We start from the raw sequence: 14,201 nt of genomic DNA, 5'->3' as shown, positions 1-14,201 counted from the left end.
TCAGTCCGTCTCCGAGGGGCGCGGCGCGGTGGTCGACGCCGGGAGACCGCCGTTGAACTGCGTGTCCGTGAAGTCGCCGAAGTCGACCTTGCGCGGGATCAGCTTCAACTGGGTGAAGGTGTCGGCGATCTCCTGCTCCGAAGCGATCAGCTGTTGGTCGACCGCGACGGCGACCCGGGTGGTGTACGTCCGCTTCACGGCAGCGAGTGCCACGTCCTCGGGCAGCCCCGTCTCCTTCGCCCAGACCTTCGCCCACTCCGACTCGTGGGAGTAGACCCACTTGTAGGCGCGCCGCAGCCGCTCCAGGTAGTCCTTGACCGCGGCGACCTTCTTCGGGTCCCTCAGCGCGCCCGGCGAAGCCACCTGGAAGGTCAGGCCGTTGGTGACCCCCTCACCAGTGGTCAGCACCCGCCCCTGCCCGGCCTGGAGGATCTGCGAGGTGTACGGGTCCCACACCGCCCACGCGTCGACCTTGCCGGAGGTGAACGCGGCCAGCGCGTCGGCCGGCTGGAGGTACTTGACCTTCACATCGCTCAGGCTGAGCCCGGCCTTCTTCAGAGAGGCGACCAGTTGGTAGTTCGCGGACGAACCCTGGGCCACGGCAACGGACTTGCCCTTGAGCTGCGCGGGGTCGGTCAACTTCGAGTCGTTCGGTACGAGAACGGCGTCGCCCTTGGACGTGCCGTGCCAGGCCGCCACCACCGTGATCTTCGAGTCGGCGCCGGCCGCGAACACGGGCGGGGTGTTGCCGACCCCGCCGATGTCGACGGCCTTGGCGTTGACGGCCTCCAGGAGCGGCGGGCCGGAGGTGAAGGTGGACCACTTGATCTTGTAGTCGAGGTTCTTGAGCTCCCCGGCAGCGCGCAGGATGGCCTCCGAACCGCCCTTCTGGTCACCGACGTTGAGGGTGAGCGAGCCCTTGCCGTCGGTGTCGGAACCCGTTCCGGCGGAGGCGTCGCCACCGCAGGCGGTGAGCAGGAGGGCGAAGGGGAGGAGCAGTGCGGCGGGGACGAGGCGACGTCGCATGGGAGTCCGTTCTGTGGAACTTGGCTGGGGGCGGGGGGAGTTCAGGCGGCTTCGGCGGCGGTGTCGACGCCGAGACGTTCCAGGAGCTGTCCGCGGAGCTCCGCGAACCGGGGATCGGTGATGTCGCGCGGCCGGTCGAGGTCTATCTGCTGCTCGTGCGCGATGACGCCGTCGTCCATCACGAGGACCCGGTCGGCGAGCAGGACGGCCTCCTCGACGTCGTGCGTCACCAGCAGCACCGCGCAGCCGCGGCGCTGCCACAACTCGCCCACCAGGCGCTGTGCCTTGATCCGGGTGAGCGCGTCGAGGGCACCGAACGGCTCGTCCAGCAGCAGGAGATCGGGCTCGCGCACCAATGCCCGTGCCAGGGAGGCGCGTTGGGCCTCACCGCCGGAGAGGGTCTTGGGCCAGGCGTCACTGCGGTGACCGAGTCCGACCTCCTCCAGAGCCTGGTCGGCGACGGGGCGGGCGGGCTTGCCGGGCAGACCGAGCAGGACGTTGCGCCACACCTTCTTCCACGGCATCAGCCGGGGCGCCTGGAAGGCGACGGCCTTGCGGCGCGGGACCAGGACGGTGCCCTCGATGTCCCGGTCGAGCCCGGCGAGGATCCTCAGCAGGGTGGACTTGCCGCAGCCGCTGCGGCCGAGCAGGGCCACGAACTCGCCCTGACGGACGTCCAGTCGGAGGTCGTCTATGACGGCACGTCCGTCGAAGGAACGGGTCAGCCCTTCGACCCGGACGGCCGGGGAGGGGCGGGGGACCGGGGTGGCGCCGGGAGTGTCGGTAACTCCGGTGGTTCCGGACGCGTGGGCGGGCTCGGTGGCTTCGGCAGCCGCGGTGGCTCCGGAAGCCTTCACGACCTCGGACTCCTGGGGGATCACCGGCCGGTGAACGTCGGTCGCCATTGCAGCAGCAGCCTTTCGAGGGAGCGGACGATGAAGTCGGCCAGCAGGCCGAGGAAGGCGTAGACGATCAGGCAGACCACGATGACGTCGGTGCGCAGGAAGTCCCGCGCCTGCACCATCAGGAAGCCGATGCCGGAGTCCGCGTTGACCTGTTCGGCGAAGACGAGCGCCAGCCAGGCGATGCCGAGCGAGTAGCGCAGACCGGTCATCGCGCCGGGCAGCGCGCCCGGAAGGATGACATGCCGGACGAGTCCCCAGCGCGAGAGTCCGAGGGACTCCCCGGCCTCGATCAGCTGCGAGTCCACGCCCCGGATGCCGGCGTAGACGTTGAGGTAGAGCGGGAAGGTCACGCCCAGCGTGATGATGGCGATCTTGGGTGCCTCGCCGATGCCGAACCAGATGATGAACAGCGGGATCAGGCCGACGAACGGCACGGTCCGCAGCATCTGGACCGGGGCGTCCACGATGTCCTCGCCGACCCTGAACAGGCCCGATACGAGGGCGAGTCCGGTGCCGATGAGGGCGCCGAACAGCAGCCCGCCCGCGACCCGCTGGAGCGAGGTCGTCATCGCGGAGGCCAGCGAGCCGTCGGCGATCAGATCGCCCGCCACCTGGGCGATCCGACCGGGTGAGGCGAGCACGTCGGCGGTCAACACGCCGGTGGCGCTGAGGAGTTGCCACAGCGCGAGCAGCAGGACGGGGCCGGTGGTGCGGCGCAGCCAGCGGGGGACGCGGGTGCGGCGGGAGGAGGCCGGGACGATGGGTTCGAGGTCGACGGGGGTGCCCGTGCCGGTGGCGGTTGCGTCGGTAGCGGCGGCTTCGAAGCGAGCGGGTTCGGTGGGGGCTATTTCCGAAATATCGGGTTCTGGAGAGCCGGGCGGGGCATGGCTGATGCTCATGAGGAGCTCCACGGAGGGAAAGCGGCCGATGAGGTGGGACGGCGTGGGGGAAGACGGCCGGGCGCCGCCGCGTCAGCCGTGCGTCAACGATCGGAGATCAGCGCGGACTCGACGTGCGGGTAGGGCGGAGCGCAGGCGTGGGGAGGGGGTGCGAAGGCGTCAGCAGCCGCGGCGACACGCGGCGGAGGCCACCCGCAGCAGGTCGATGTGACCGCGCGTGGTGAGCAGGACGGAACGCAACATGCGCCAGAAACTAGCCAGTCGGCGTGACCACGGTCAACGGTGTCTCGCGGAGTGGACCTGTCGTACCGAGGGATGGGCAGGGGATGAGGAGTGAATCCGGCCGCAGGGGTGAGGATGGGGGCATGTCAGACGCTTTCACCACCCGAGTCCTGAACGTGTCCTCCGGTTCGTCCGAGCGGATCGTCGACCTCACCGGCGACTGCGAGGCCTTCCTGCGGGAGGCGGCCGCCGGCCGTGACGGCCTCCTCAACGTCTTCGTCCCGCACGCCACGGCCGGGGTCGCCGTCATCGAGACGGGCGCCGGCAGCGACGACGACCTCCTCGCCGCCCTCCACACCCTCCTGCCCGCCGACGACCGCTGGCAGCACCGCCACGGCAGCCCCGGCCACGGCCGCGACCACGTCCTCCCCGCCCTCGTCCCGCCTCACGCGACCCTGCCGGTGCTCAACGGCCGCCTGGAGCTCGGGACTTGGCAGTCGGTGTGCCTGGTGGACACCAACGTCGACAATGCCCACCGCAAGGTGCGGCTGAGTTTCTTGGGGTGAGCGAGGGATAGGCAGGGCCGCGCTTACCTCGGATGTGAGAGGGGCAATCGGATAGGCCCCTACCTCAAGAACTCTCGCGCCGTACGGGTCGTCCACGCCGACGGAGACTTCACGGCGGATGCCGACGTCCGCCGGCGGCACCGCGCGACCGAGCACTGGGTGCGGCGTGCGCTGGAGTACCAGGACCGTGGACTCGACCTCCTGCTGACCGGTCAGTCACCGCTGGGGGAGGTGCTGGCCGCGCCCTCCGCGCCGCTGCTGGACGGCATCGCGCTGTGCCTGGTCGACGTCGCCGACGAAGTACGGCGCCACCGGCTCACCGCACGGGACGGCGGGCGCTGGGACGCCCCCGCCGTCGACCGGTTCCTCAACTGGGCCGCCTGGCACCGCGGTCACGCCCGCGACCCCCGCCACCGGCCGAACATCCTCACCACCGGCGCCTGGCCGGCGCCGGCCGGCTCTGAGTCGCGGCTGGACGGATCGCTAGGGGCGGTGCGGCGAGCGCGGTGGGCCCTGCCTCACCCGGGTGGTCACCCGGCGCCGCACCGAACCGGCCTCACAGCCCCAGCTCCAGCGGCTCGTCGGGGACTCCGTCCCTGATCAACCCGGTGAGGAGGCCCGCGAGATCACGCGGTCCGAAGAGATCCGGCCCCTGGTAGCCGGTGAGCTCCGACGGCCGCCACCAGCGGAACCCCGCGATGTTCTCGGCCGCCAGCTCCTCACCCGACAGGGCGCCGTTCGGCCGGAAGGCAGCGGTGCGGACGAGGAAGTAGTCCTGGACCGTGCCGTCGTACCCGTTCACATGGCCGGGATCGACGACCCTCCGATGCCACACCTGCGGCGGCGTCCCGTCCAGCACCAGTCCGGTCTCCTCACGCAGCTCGCGGCGCAGCGCCGCGTGAGGTGTCTCGCCGGGCTCGACGCCTCCTCCGGGAGGGGCCCAGACGACCCTCTCCGGAAGGGCGAACCTGCACAGCAGGATCCGGTTCTCCTCGTCCAGGACAATCGCGCGGACCGCATGACGCAGGTTCAGGGGAGGCATCGGCAAACCCTACGACGGTCCGTCCCGGGAGCCGTCCGCCGTCGACGGCTGTGCCTTGGACGGGCGGGACTGCTCCGGGCGGCAACGCGTGCCCGGAGCGCGGGAGTTGAGGGTTCAGTAGACGGAGAGCCCGTAGGCGTTCAGTACCTCCTGGATCGGCTGGTAGTAGGTGGTCCCTCCGGTGGTGCAGTTCCCGGAGCCGCCGGAGAGGATCCCGACGACCTTGTCGCCGGCGTAGAGGGGGCCGCCGCTGTCGCCGGGCTCCGCGCAGATGTTGGTCTGGATGAGCCCGGAGACGACGTCTCCGCCCCCGTAGTTGACGGTCGCGTTCAGTCCGGTGACCACACCGCAGCGGACGCCGGTGGTGGAACCCCGGCGGCAGACGCTCTGGCCGACGCGGGGCGTCGCGGTGCCGGTGATGTCGACGGTTCCGACCGTGCCGGGGTGCGGGACGGCCGGGTTGGAGTACCGCACGACGCCGTAGTCATTGCTCGGGAAGCTCGTGCCGACGGTGGGTCCGATCGCCGTCGTCATGGCGGAGCCGGTGTACCAGGTGGACGCGCCCTCGGTGCAGTGGCCTGCGGTCACGAAGTAGTAGGTGGATCCGCTCTGCACATTGACCCCGGCCGAGCAGCGCCACCCGGCCGTGTAGATGCCGTCGCCGCCCGAGAGGAGGGTGCGCAGCCGGCCGTCGAGCCGTTCGAGGGTCGCGGCGCCCGCGGTGGCCCGCCGGACCCTGGCCAGGTCCGCCGCCGAGACCGTGGAGTCCGCGAACACCCGTAGTTTTCCGGTGCCTTCGTCGACGGCCCAGCTCGTCCCGGCGACCGCGAGGGACTCGACGGCGGTGGCCGCGCCGGCGACCGAGGTGGCGGAGGGCGCGGTGGCGGCCGCGGGTACCGCTGTCGCCGCACCCGCGTCGGACATCGCGAGCGCGGACGCCACGAGCAGGCCGGCCATCGAGGCGATCAGCCGCGGTCGTCTGAAGCCGGTACGGCGAGCTCTCATCACGGAAGCCTCCCGAGGACGGACGGTGGACGGGACCGCGCCGGTGCCCAACGCCTCAGTGTCCCCGCCCACGCCCGGCCCGGGTAGGGCGCCTTCGGCCGCGCTTCGCTCCCCCGTGGTCGTCGGGAAACGCCGGTGCCCGGAACGGCGATGCGGCCGTCCCGGGCACCGGCAGGTGCATGCCGTTACTCGGTGATCAGGTAGGCCCTCTCGATCGTCTGGGTCAGGGTGTTGCCCGCCCGGTCGGTCAGCTCCGCGCGCAGCGAGACGGAGCCCGCCTTCGCCGGGTGCCTCAGTGAGAGGTGGCTGCCGCCGACGGTCTGGGCGGACCGCCAGGTCCTCCCGTCGTCGTACGACACCTGGAAGGCCAGCTTCGCCGGGCGCTGTCCGGCCGCCGCGCCTTCGACGGTGAAGGGCACCTCGAAGCGCTTGCCCGCCTTCGCGGTGCTCGCCGGCGTCAGCTTCGGGCTGAAGCGGACCGTGGACAGCGGCACCGCCGCGAACTCGCCCCCGGGGGTCTTCGCCGAGCGGAAGGTCCACTCCGCGTGGACCCGGGTGCTGACCGGATACACGGCCGGGTCACGGGAGTTGTCCACCGTCAGCCGGTACGCGGTGTCCTCGGCGGGCAGCGTGTACTCCGTCGGGTCGGTGGTCGGCTGGATGCCGTAGTCGTCGGCGATCTCCTTGCCGTTCGCCTCCAGCCGGGACGTCACCGAGGTCGGGTTGCTGAGCCCCCAGTGTCCGGAGCCGTCGCCGAACAACGGCAGGAAGACCCTCAGGGTGTTCCCGTCGCGGCCGACGCCCGGGTAGCCCCTGCCCGGTCCGAGGTCGTCGGGGCCGTTCAGGACCGGCCCGAAGACTCCGACGGCGAACCGCTCGTCGTAGGTGCGGCCGGCCTTCCAAACCCTCGGCATCCGCATCTGGAAGCCCTCGAAGACCGCCTCCTCGCCCTCCCCGAACCGCTGCCAGGTGCGCGCCGACCACTTCACGCCGTTGTCGAGGATGTACTCGGTGCTCCGGTACGGCAGGTCGCCGCGCATGTCGGTGTAGTTGCTCACCAGGCTGCCGTCGGGCAGGTGCGGGGTCACCTGGGCCTGGACGCGCCGGCCGTCGAGCGGCTCACCCACCTCCAGGTTCACCTTGGCCAGCTGCTTGCGCGCGACGTTCGCGGTGAAGCCGTCCAGACTGTCCTCCCGGTACCAGCCCAGGTGGTAGTTGACCGGCCTGCCGTCCTTGTCCTCGCCGGTCCAGCCGCCCGAGAACAGGGAGGTCAGTCCCGTCACCGAGTCGTCCGGGCCGAGCCGCCCGAACCGGGAGCCCTCGAAGCTGGGCATCAGGAACTCGAGATGGGCGTCGTCACGTCCCTCGCCCCGCCCGTACTCGACCGTGACCGAGGCGTCGTTGTTGACGGCCGCCGGGTCCGGCACGGTGATGTCCACCGGCTTCGCCTGCCGGGCGTCGACCTCGACGGTCGTGTCCTTGTCCAGGGTCAGCCTGGGCTGCACCAGCACGGCGTGCTCGGCGGAGGCGGTCGAGGGGTGGATCACCCCGGTGAGGAGGTAGTCGGCCTTGGGCAGCCGGACCGTCAGCTCGCCGTCCTGCTCGTCGGCGTAGTCGGCGTAGAAGCTGCCGTACAGATCCGCTACGGAGGTCACCGCGTCGCCGGTCGCCTTGCCGTCCTCGTCGGTGTGCCTGAGGGTCAGGCTGTACGACTCCACCTCGCGCTCCACGCCCACGGCGGACCGCACCTGCACCGTGCCGTCCGCGGACGTGGCCGACACCGAGCCGCCGAAGCTGCCGTCGGTGCCGCCCGCTCGGGTGTCCGCCGTCACCTCGGCGCTCGCCTCGCCGCCCGCCGGGACGGTGAGCCGCTGCGGGGAGACGGTGAACATGCCCTCGGCGGCGGGCTTCCGGTCCACCCCGTACGCGTCCACCGCCAGGTCGAGGGTGACCGGCTCGGTACCGAGATTGCGGTAGGTGAGCTGCTTGGTCCGCGCCTTGTCGTCGTCGTGCGGCCACTGCTGGACGCCGAAGTCGAGCGGGCCCTGCTCGGTGACGACGTTCTCCTTCAGGGCGCGGACCAGGTCGACCCGTCCGGTGCCCTGCTGGAAGGAGCTGTACGCGCCGGGCTTCGTGGAGCCGGTCAGCACCGCCTTGATGCGCTCGCCGCTCCAGTCGGGGTGCTGCTGGGCGAGGATCGCCGCGGCACCCGCTACATGTGGGGTGGCCATGGAGGTGCCGTCGATCGTGAGATAGCCGGGGATGCCCGAGGGGTAGTGCTCGGCCAGGACGCTGCCGGCGGCGGACGCGGCCGTGATGGCGACGCCCGGCGCGGTCAGGTCGGGCTTGACCCCGCTGTCGCCGACGCGCGGACCGCGGCTGGAGAAGTCGGCCAGGACGTCGGACTTGTCGACCGCGCCCACGGTGAGCGCGGACGCGGCGCTGCCGGGCGAGCCGACGGTCCGCTCGCCGGACCCCTCGTTGCCGGCCGCGATGACGAAGAGGGTGTCGGACTCGGCGGAGAGCCGGTTGACGGTCTCCTCCAACGGGTCGATGCCGGGCAGGTCGGTGCCGCCGAGGCTGAGGTTGACGACGTCCGCGCCCTGCGCCACCGCCCACTCCATGCCGGCGATGATCCCGGAGTCGGAGCCCTCGCCCCAGTCGTCGAGCACCTTGCCGTTCAGGAGCCGGGCGCCCGGCGCGACGCCCTTGTACTTCCCGCCCGACTTCGCGCCGCTGCCCGCCACCGTGGACGCCACATGGGTGCCGTGGCCGAACTTGTCGCCGGGGCTGCCGGTGCCGCTGAAGTCCTGCTCCGCGGCCACCTTGCCGGCGAGGTCGGGGTGGCCGGTGTCGATACCCGTGTCCAGGACGGCGACCTTGGTGCCGGTGCCGTCGAAGCCGGCCGCCCAGGCGGTCGGTGCGCCGATCTGCGGGACGCTGCGGTCGAGCGAGGCTTCACGCTTGCCGTCGAGCCACAGCCTCTCCACGCCGGCCGCGGCGGTGAACTGCGCCGTCCCCGCGGTGGAGTTGTGGGTCACCGCCTTCCAGAACCCGGCGCCGCGCTTCTTCGCGGAGCGCATCGCCCTGCCGTTGACGACCGGCAGCTGTCGGCCCATCCGCGCCCCGGCCTCGGTGAACGGGCTCGTGGCAGGGGCCTTCTTGCCGCGGAACGTGACGATCAGCGGCAGGTCGGAGCGGCCCGCGTCGTCGTAACCGTCCTCGACCAGCTGGGTGACGTCGAACAGGCGCGGATCCAACTTGCCCTGGGCCAACAGCAGTTGGGCGTCACCGGGAACGACCCGGGTGTGCCCGGCGACGACCCGGACCGAGAACGGCATGCCCGCCCGGCCCGCCGCCCGCCGCACCCCGGACACCTGCCCGGTGGCGTCCACCAGGACCCGGTCGCCGGTGACGAGGGTGACGGTCTTCACCGCCGAGGCCGTGCGGGCGCTCTTCGCCGGCACCTCGCCGACGGCTCCCGCACCGGCCGGAAGCCCGGCGAGGACCAGGCTCGCGGAAGCCACTCCCGCGGCCATGGCCGCGTGTCTGTGGCGTACGCGTAACTCCATCTGAACTCCAGTTCGTTGAAGGATCAAGGCATCACGGGACGGCGGGGCCCGTGATCGGGCGGCCGTCGCTGTCGTACGGCCAGACATTGGGGACGCAGCCGAGCAGGCCCTTGATCTGCTGCATCATCGCCGGGGCCGGCTGCCCCTCGCCGCGGCAGGTGACATGGCCGTGGCCGAGGAAGTGGCCGACTTCGTGGTTGATGATCAGCGAGCGGTACCCGACGACGTCCTTGGTGTAGAACTCGGTGGCCAGGACCCAGCGTCTGAGGTTGACCATCACGTTGCGGTTGACGCTGCAGTTGACCTTGCCGCCGGTGTCGAGGCCGCCCTCGGCGCAGAACTTGTCCACGGTCGCCGGGGTGGCGAGGCGGATGCGGAAGTCGGTCGGGCCGTCGGCCACCCGCTGGAACGCCGAGTGGCCGTCGGCCGTCCAGCCGCGTGGGTCGGCCAGGGTCCGCTCCACCTGCTCGGCCACGTCCTTCGGGGAGATCGCGATGCCCTTCTCCACCTCGACCCGGTAGCGCAGGGGCGTGCCCTTGCCGACCTTCCCGCTCTCGCCGGGCGCGGTGACGAAGGTCCCCGGGCCGCTCCGGGGGAGCGGGGTCGTGGAAGGGCCGGGCGGCGGGCTGGACTTGTCCGGCTCCGGCGGCTCACTGGTCCGCGGCGGCGCCGGGGTCTCGGCAGGCCCGGGCGCAGGACTCCCGGAAGGCGTGGCCGCCGTGGACGGCCGCTTCGCGTCGGACGGCAGCCACGCCACCACCGCGCCACCGACGGCCGCGCAGACCGCCAACGCGGCGAGTCCGCCGGTCAGTTGGCTCCTCACGCTCCGAGCGGAGCGCTTCCGGCGACGGCCGCCGGGGTTTCGTTTGTGCGCTGTCACGGCGTTCACGATGTGATCGCCATGTGATCGGACCTGGCCCGGAAGGTAACGAAACGATAACCCTCCTCATGGTCATGCCGATGTGGATACTGTGCGCATGTCACGTGTACTGCTGATCGAAGACGACCCCGCCGTCCGGGAGGGCGTCGCTCTGGCCCTGCGCAGACAGGGACATGAGGTCGCCGCCGCCGCGACCGGCGAGGAGGGGCTGGACCGGCTGCGGTCCTTCCGGCCCGACATCGTCGTCCTCGATCTGATGCTGCCCGGCATGACCGGCCTGGAGGTGTGCCGCACCGTACGGACCCTCGACCCGACCCTGCCGATCATCATGGCGACCGCCCGGGGTGACGAAGTGGACATCGTTGTCGGCCTGGAGGCCGGCGCCGACGACTACGTCGTCAAACCCGTCCTGGCCCGGGTGCTCGACGCGCGCATACGTGCCGTGCTGCGCCGGGCGGCCGGGGCCGCGCCGGGAGCCGAGGGCCTGCCGAAGATCGACACCTACGGCGAACTGGCCGTCGACCGCGCCGGTCTGACCGTCGTGCTGCACGGCGAGCCGATCGCCCTCGCCCCCTCCGAGCTGCGACTCCTGCTCACCCTGACCGCCTCGCCGGGCCAGGTGTTCAGCCGTCAGCAACTCCTGGAGGCGGTCTGGGAGCACGACTACCACGGGGACGCCCGCCTGGTGGACGCCTGCGTCAAGCGCCTGCGCACCAAGATGTCCGAGCCGCCCCGCGCACCCCGCTACATCCACACCGTGCGCGGCTTCGGCTACCGATTCGCGGCGCCGTGAGAACGCGCCGGCTGCGCGGCCTCCGGGCCCGCCTGGTGGTGGCCTTCGGGCTGGTCGCCGCCGTCGCGGCCGTCACGACGGGTGCCCTCACCTTCCGGGAGGCCCGCACCGGAGTGCTCCAGCAGAGCCAGGACGCCACCATCAGGCAACTGCGGGCCCAGCTCAACCAGCACGCCGCCGAACTCGCCCTGCCCCCCGAGCAGTCGGCGCTGCGGAAGTTCGCGCGGGACACGGCGGCCACCGAGTCGCAGGGCAGCTGGCGGGTCCTGGTGACGTACGGGGACCTGACCGGCTCCTCCGTCGCCGGCGACCCCTTCACCGAGGTGACGCCCGCCCTGCGCGAGGCCGTCGCCTCCAGCCGGGCCACCGTCTTCCAGCGGGTGCGCCACGACGGACGCACCTCCCTCGTCGTCGGCATGTCGATCCTCTTCGGCGGCCAGGGCGTCGACGACACGGCCACCGGGGTCCGGGTCTTCCTGGTCGTCCCGCAGACCACGGAACAGGCCTACGTCGACGCCCTGGTGACCGCCGCCGAGCGGGCCATGGTGGCCGCCCTGGCGCTCGCCGTGGTGCTCGCCCTCCTCGCCGCGCGCGGGGTGCTGGTCCCGGTGCGGAAGCTGCGGCACGCCACCCGCCGGATCGCCGAGGGGCGCCTGGACACCCGGCTCGCGGTCAACGGCTCCGACGAACTCGCCGATCTGTCCCACACGTTCAACGAGACGGCCGCCGCACTGGAGACGTCGGTGGCCGAGCTGCGCGAGATGGAGGCCCGGGCCCGCCGTTTCGCCGCCGACGTCTCGCACGAACTGCGCACCCCGCTCGCCGCGATGTCCGCGGTCACCGACGTCCTCGACGAGGACGCCGCCCGACTGGACCCGGACACCGCCACCGCGGTCCGGCTGATCAGCGAGGAGACCGTCAAACTCGCCCGTCTCGTGGACGACTTGATGGAGATCTCCCGCTTCGACGCGGGCGCCGCGGTGCTGCACCTGGACGAGATCGACCTCGCCGAGTCGATCCGGCGCACCCTCGCCGCCCGCGGCTGGACGGACACCGTGGAGACCGAACTGCCCCCGCCGCACGCGGTCCGCGCACGGGTCGACCCGCGCCGCGTCGACGTGGTCGTCGCCAACCTGGTCGGCAACGCCCTCAAGCACGGCGCCCGTCCGGTGCGGGTGCGCCTGAGCGGGGACGACACGGTGGCTGTCATCGAGGTCCGGGACAGTGGGCCCGGCATCCCGCCCGACGTCCTGCCCCATGTCTTCGAGCGGTTCTACAAGTCCGACAGCGCCCGGATCCGCTCCGAGGGCAGCGGCCTCGGCCTGTCCATCACCGCCGAGAACGTCCGCCTCCACGGCGGTACCGTGCGCGCCGCCGGCCACCCGGCGGGCGGCGCCGTGTTCACCGTGGAACTTCCGCTGCGGCGGGAGGAGTCGACCGAGGAGTACCGGTCATGAAGGCCCTGCACCGCGTCCCGTTGCTGGCACTGCTGGCACTGCTGGCACTGCTGGCGCTCACCTCCTGCGGGATCCCCGCGACCGGGGTGGTGGAGGCGGGCGGTCCCGCGAGCGGGATCCTGCCGCTCACGCCGGTCTACTTCGTCGAGAACGGCCGACTCGTCCCGATGCCACGCAACACCGAGCGGCCGGGCGACCCCGCCGAGGCGCTGCGGCTGCTGATGGCCGGGCCGCTGGCCGGGGAGGGGAGCACCGGCCGCCTCTCCACCGAGGTGCCTGCCCTGCCGACCGCCCTGGCGGTCCCGTCGGCGGCCTCCGACGCGCCCGGGAGCCCCCCGTCGGACGGTTCCGACGCGGCCGGGACCCCTCTGGTGGCCGTGCGCGGCGACTCGATGACCATCCAACTGCTCGCGGGCATGGACGCGTTGAGCGACATCGGTGTACGGCAACTGGTGTGCACGGCCGCCGCCGCGTACCGCCTCAACCACCCCTCCGACGCCCCGCTCACCGCCGAGGTGACCGGCGGTGGAGGATGGCGGGTCAGCGGCTCGGACGAGAACTGCCCCGACCGGTGAGGAGACTGCCCGCGGGGGCTGCCGCGGGGCTTGTCGCGGGGGCGGGCGCGGGGCTTCTCGCCGGGGAGGTTGCGGCGCTTGTCGCTGGGGATGCCGCGGTGCGGCCCCCCGGGGACGCCGCTGAGCCTCCTGCCAGGGCAGCCGCGGAGCCCCCCGCCGGAGATGCCACCGTGCCCCCCGCCGGGGATGCCGCGGTACGGCCCGCCTGGGACGACACCGAGCCTCCTGCCGGGGCAGCCGCTGAGCCCCCCGCCGGGGATGCCACCTGACCCCCCGCCGGGGCTGCCGCGGTGTCGGCCTGCTGGAGTTGGGTGAGTAGCTGGTTCTGGCCGGCGAGGAGTTCGGTGAGGATGCGGCGGGCGGCGCGCAGGAGTTCGGCGACGTCACCGCCGGCCAGTGCGTAACTCACCGTGGAACCCTCCCGGATGGAGACCACGATGCCGGACCGCCTGAGGACGGCCAGCTGTTGGGAGAGGCTGGACGGCTCGATGTCGATGTCGGCGAGCAGGTCGCGGACGGGCACCGGCCCGTGCTGGAGCAGCTCCAGGACGCGGATGCGCACCGGGTGGCCGAGCATGCGGAAGAAGTCCGCCTTGGCCTGGTAGAGGGGGACCTGCATGGGGCGCTCGCTCCCTGCCGGACGGTACGGGGTCGTCGGTGCCGATCCTGCTGGTCGGGGACGCCGGGCGGCCGCGGATTGGACTCATGTGGATGTGGCGACTTGCAGAAGTCTTCACATCGTGGGCGCGCGGCGGCCCCGACCGAAGCGGATCTAGACCTCCAACTGCTCTTCCACGCGCTTGAGTTGGTGGCGCGCCATCGCCAGGTTCGAGCGGGCCTTGTCGAGGACCAGATACAGGAACAGCCCGTTGCCGTTGCGGCCGGTCACCAGACGGATGAGGTGGTACTGGTGCTCGAGCGTGATGAGGATGTCCTCGATGTTGCTCTTGAGGCCCAGCTGTTCCATGGTGCGTACCTTGGCCCGGATGACGTCGGTGTTGCCGGCCGCCGCGACCGTCGTGTCCAGGTCCTTGCCCCCGCCCAGGGTGCCCAGCGCCATCCCGCTGGTGTAGTCGACGACCGCGGCCGCCATGGCCCCTTCCGTCCCGGCCATCATCTCCTTCAGCGACACTTCCACACTCGCCACGGTGCCTCCCTTGTGCCTGTGGGTCGCGGCGGGCCCGTGCCGGGTCCGTCCGCCGGATCTGTGGACTGTATGCGCGTCGCCACGGCACCGGGCGGGGTCTTCGGGACTGCAC

General features: G+C 72.0%; 14 protein-coding genes and 1 pseudogene. 5 read left to right on the top strand and 10 right to left on the bottom strand.

Annotated features, from left to right (window positions below; genetic code table 11):
• The 4 genes from AC2XR2_RS05310 to AC2XR2_RS05295 form a co-directional block, all read right to left on the bottom strand.
• Window positions 1-1,026, bottom strand: coding sequence for an ABC transporter substrate-binding protein (locus AC2XR2_RS05310; protein WP_491514421.1), 1,026 nt, complete (start codon window positions 1,024-1,026; stop codon window positions 1-3).
• A gap of 41 nt (window positions 1,027-1,067) precedes the next feature.
• A complete protein-coding gene (locus tag AC2XR2_RS05305; protein ID WP_381304094.1) occupies window positions 1,068-1,931 on the bottom strand; it encodes an ABC transporter ATP-binding protein in 864 nt (287 codons plus the stop codon).
• Entirely contained in the window at window positions 1,904-2,830 is a 927-nt protein-coding gene (locus AC2XR2_RS05300) for an ABC transporter permease (protein WP_381304096.1), read from the bottom strand. Before AC2XR2_RS05300 ends, AC2XR2_RS05305 begins: the two co-directional genes overlap by 28 nt.
• 159 nt (window positions 2,831-2,989) lie before the next feature.
• Window positions 2,990-3,073, bottom strand: coding sequence for a putative leader peptide (locus AC2XR2_RS05295; protein WP_350495123.1), 84 nt, complete (start codon window positions 3,071-3,073; stop codon window positions 2,990-2,992).
• Between the two features lie 122 nt (window positions 3,074-3,195).
• On the opposite strand from AC2XR2_RS05295, the gene AC2XR2_RS05290 reads away from it, so the two are divergent.
• Together AC2XR2_RS05290 and AC2XR2_RS05285 are read left to right on the top strand one after the other, a co-directional pair.
• Window positions 3,196-3,618, top strand: coding sequence for a secondary thiamine-phosphate synthase enzyme YjbQ (locus tag AC2XR2_RS05290; RefSeq protein WP_330268538.1), 423 nt, complete (start codon window positions 3,196-3,198; stop codon window positions 3,616-3,618).
• A gap of 159 nt (window positions 3,619-3,777) precedes the next feature.
• Window positions 3,778-4,218 carry a hypothetical protein gene (locus AC2XR2_RS05285; protein WP_491514420.1) on the top strand — a complete coding sequence of 147 codons (441 nt, stop codon included), beginning with the start codon at window positions 3,778-3,780 and terminating at the stop codon, window positions 4,216-4,218.
• Here the strand turns inward: AC2XR2_RS05285 and AC2XR2_RS05280 are convergent.
• From AC2XR2_RS05280 to AC2XR2_RS05265, 4 genes are all read right to left on the bottom strand, one after another.
• Window positions 4,175-4,660: an NUDIX hydrolase gene (locus AC2XR2_RS05280; protein WP_491514419.1), complete on the bottom strand. Its 486-nt coding sequence runs from the start codon at window positions 4,658-4,660 to the stop codon at window positions 4,175-4,177. The genes AC2XR2_RS05285 and AC2XR2_RS05280 overlap by 44 nt on opposite strands.
• 114 nt (window positions 4,661-4,774) lie before the next feature.
• Window positions 4,775-5,665 (bottom strand): S1 family peptidase, encoded by an 891-nt coding sequence (locus tag AC2XR2_RS05275; protein ID WP_381304104.1) that lies wholly within the window; start codon window positions 5,663-5,665, stop codon window positions 4,775-4,777.
• Window positions 5,666-5,850: 185 nt separating this feature from the next.
• A complete protein-coding gene (locus tag AC2XR2_RS05270) occupies window positions 5,851-9,204 on the bottom strand; it encodes a S8 family peptidase (RefSeq protein ID WP_491514418.1) in 3,354 nt (1,117 codons plus the stop codon).
• Window positions 9,205-9,268: 64 nt separating this feature from the next.
• Window positions 9,269-10,060, bottom strand: coding sequence for a DUF3152 domain-containing protein (locus AC2XR2_RS05265; RefSeq protein WP_491514417.1), 792 nt, complete (start codon window positions 10,058-10,060; stop codon window positions 9,269-9,271).
• Window positions 10,061-10,214: 154 nt separating this feature from the next.
• Here AC2XR2_RS05265 and AC2XR2_RS05260 point away from each other — a divergent pair, with 154 nt between their 5' ends.
• Genes AC2XR2_RS05260 through AC2XR2_RS05250 form a run of 3 tightly spaced genes read left to right on the top strand, consistent with a single transcriptional unit; the run spans window position 10,215 to window position 12,942 of the window.
• On the top strand, window positions 10,215-10,910 hold the full coding sequence (locus AC2XR2_RS05260; RefSeq protein ID WP_381304110.1) for a response regulator: 696 nt from the start codon (window positions 10,215-10,217) through the stop codon (window positions 10,908-10,910).
• On the top strand, window positions 10,907-12,367 hold the full coding sequence (locus tag AC2XR2_RS05255; protein ID WP_491514416.1) for an ATP-binding protein: 1,461 nt from the start codon (window positions 10,907-10,909) through the stop codon (window positions 12,365-12,367). Before AC2XR2_RS05260 ends, AC2XR2_RS05255 begins: the two co-directional genes overlap by 4 nt.
• Window positions 12,364-12,942 carry a hypothetical protein gene (locus tag AC2XR2_RS05250; RefSeq protein WP_491514415.1) on the top strand — a complete coding sequence of 193 codons (579 nt, stop codon included), beginning with the start codon at window positions 12,364-12,366 and terminating at the stop codon, window positions 12,940-12,942. Before AC2XR2_RS05255 ends, AC2XR2_RS05250 begins: the two co-directional genes overlap by 4 nt.
• Before the next feature lie 274 nt (window positions 12,943-13,216).
• Here the strand turns inward: AC2XR2_RS05250 and AC2XR2_RS05245 are convergent.
• Together AC2XR2_RS05245 and AC2XR2_RS05240 are read right to left on the bottom strand one after the other, a co-directional pair.
• A pseudogene (locus AC2XR2_RS05245) lies at window positions 13,217-13,561 on the bottom strand (ArsR/SmtB family transcription factor); the annotation flags it as partial.
• Between the two features lie 153 nt (window positions 13,562-13,714).
• Complete coding sequence (locus AC2XR2_RS05240) at window positions 13,715-14,089, bottom strand: roadblock/LC7 domain-containing protein (protein WP_174269059.1); 375 nt, start codon at window positions 14,087-14,089, stop codon at window positions 13,715-13,717.
• Window positions 14,090-14,201: the final 112 nt, after the last annotated feature.

This window comes from Streptomyces sp. LS-MS-L19, from assembly GCF_058382285.1.
The sequence above is the reverse complement of the archived record's forward strand: the minus strand, read 5'-3'. Positions and strand labels throughout refer to the sequence as shown.

Bases quoted from the DNA above. Each gene is read 5' to 3' on its own strand.
- AC2XR2_RS05310 (WP_491514421.1), bottom strand. From the start codon at position 1,026: ATGCGACGTCGCCTCGTCCCCGCCGCACTGCTCCTCCCCTTCGCCCTC.
- AC2XR2_RS05305 (WP_381304094.1), bottom strand. From the start codon at position 1,931: ATGGCGACCGACGTTCACCGGCCGGTGATCCCCCAGGAGTCCGAGGTC.
- AC2XR2_RS05300 (WP_381304096.1), bottom strand. From the start codon at position 2,830: ATGAGCATCAGCCATGCCCCGCCCGGCTCTCCAGAACCCGATATTTCG.
- AC2XR2_RS05295 (WP_350495123.1), bottom strand. From the start codon at position 3,073: ATGTTGCGTTCCGTCCTGCTCACCACGCGCGGTCACATCGACCTGCTG.
- AC2XR2_RS05290 (WP_330268538.1), top strand. From the start codon at position 3,196: ATGTCAGACGCTTTCACCACCCGAGTCCTGAACGTGTCCTCCGGTTCG.
- AC2XR2_RS05280 (WP_491514419.1), bottom strand. From the start codon at position 4,660: ATGCCTCCCCTGAACCTGCGTCATGCGGTCCGCGCGATTGTCCTGGAC.
- AC2XR2_RS05275 (WP_381304104.1), bottom strand. From the start codon at position 5,665: ATGAGAGCTCGCCGTACCGGCTTCAGACGACCGCGGCTGATCGCCTCG.
- AC2XR2_RS05270 (WP_491514418.1), bottom strand. From the start codon at position 9,204: ATGGCCGCGGGAGTGGCTTCCGCGAGCCTGGTCCTCGCCGGGCTTCCG.
- AC2XR2_RS05260 (WP_381304110.1), top strand. From the start codon at position 10,215: ATGTCACGTGTACTGCTGATCGAAGACGACCCCGCCGTCCGGGAGGGC.
- AC2XR2_RS05250 (WP_491514415.1), top strand. From the start codon at position 12,364: ATGAAGGCCCTGCACCGCGTCCCGTTGCTGGCACTGCTGGCACTGCTG.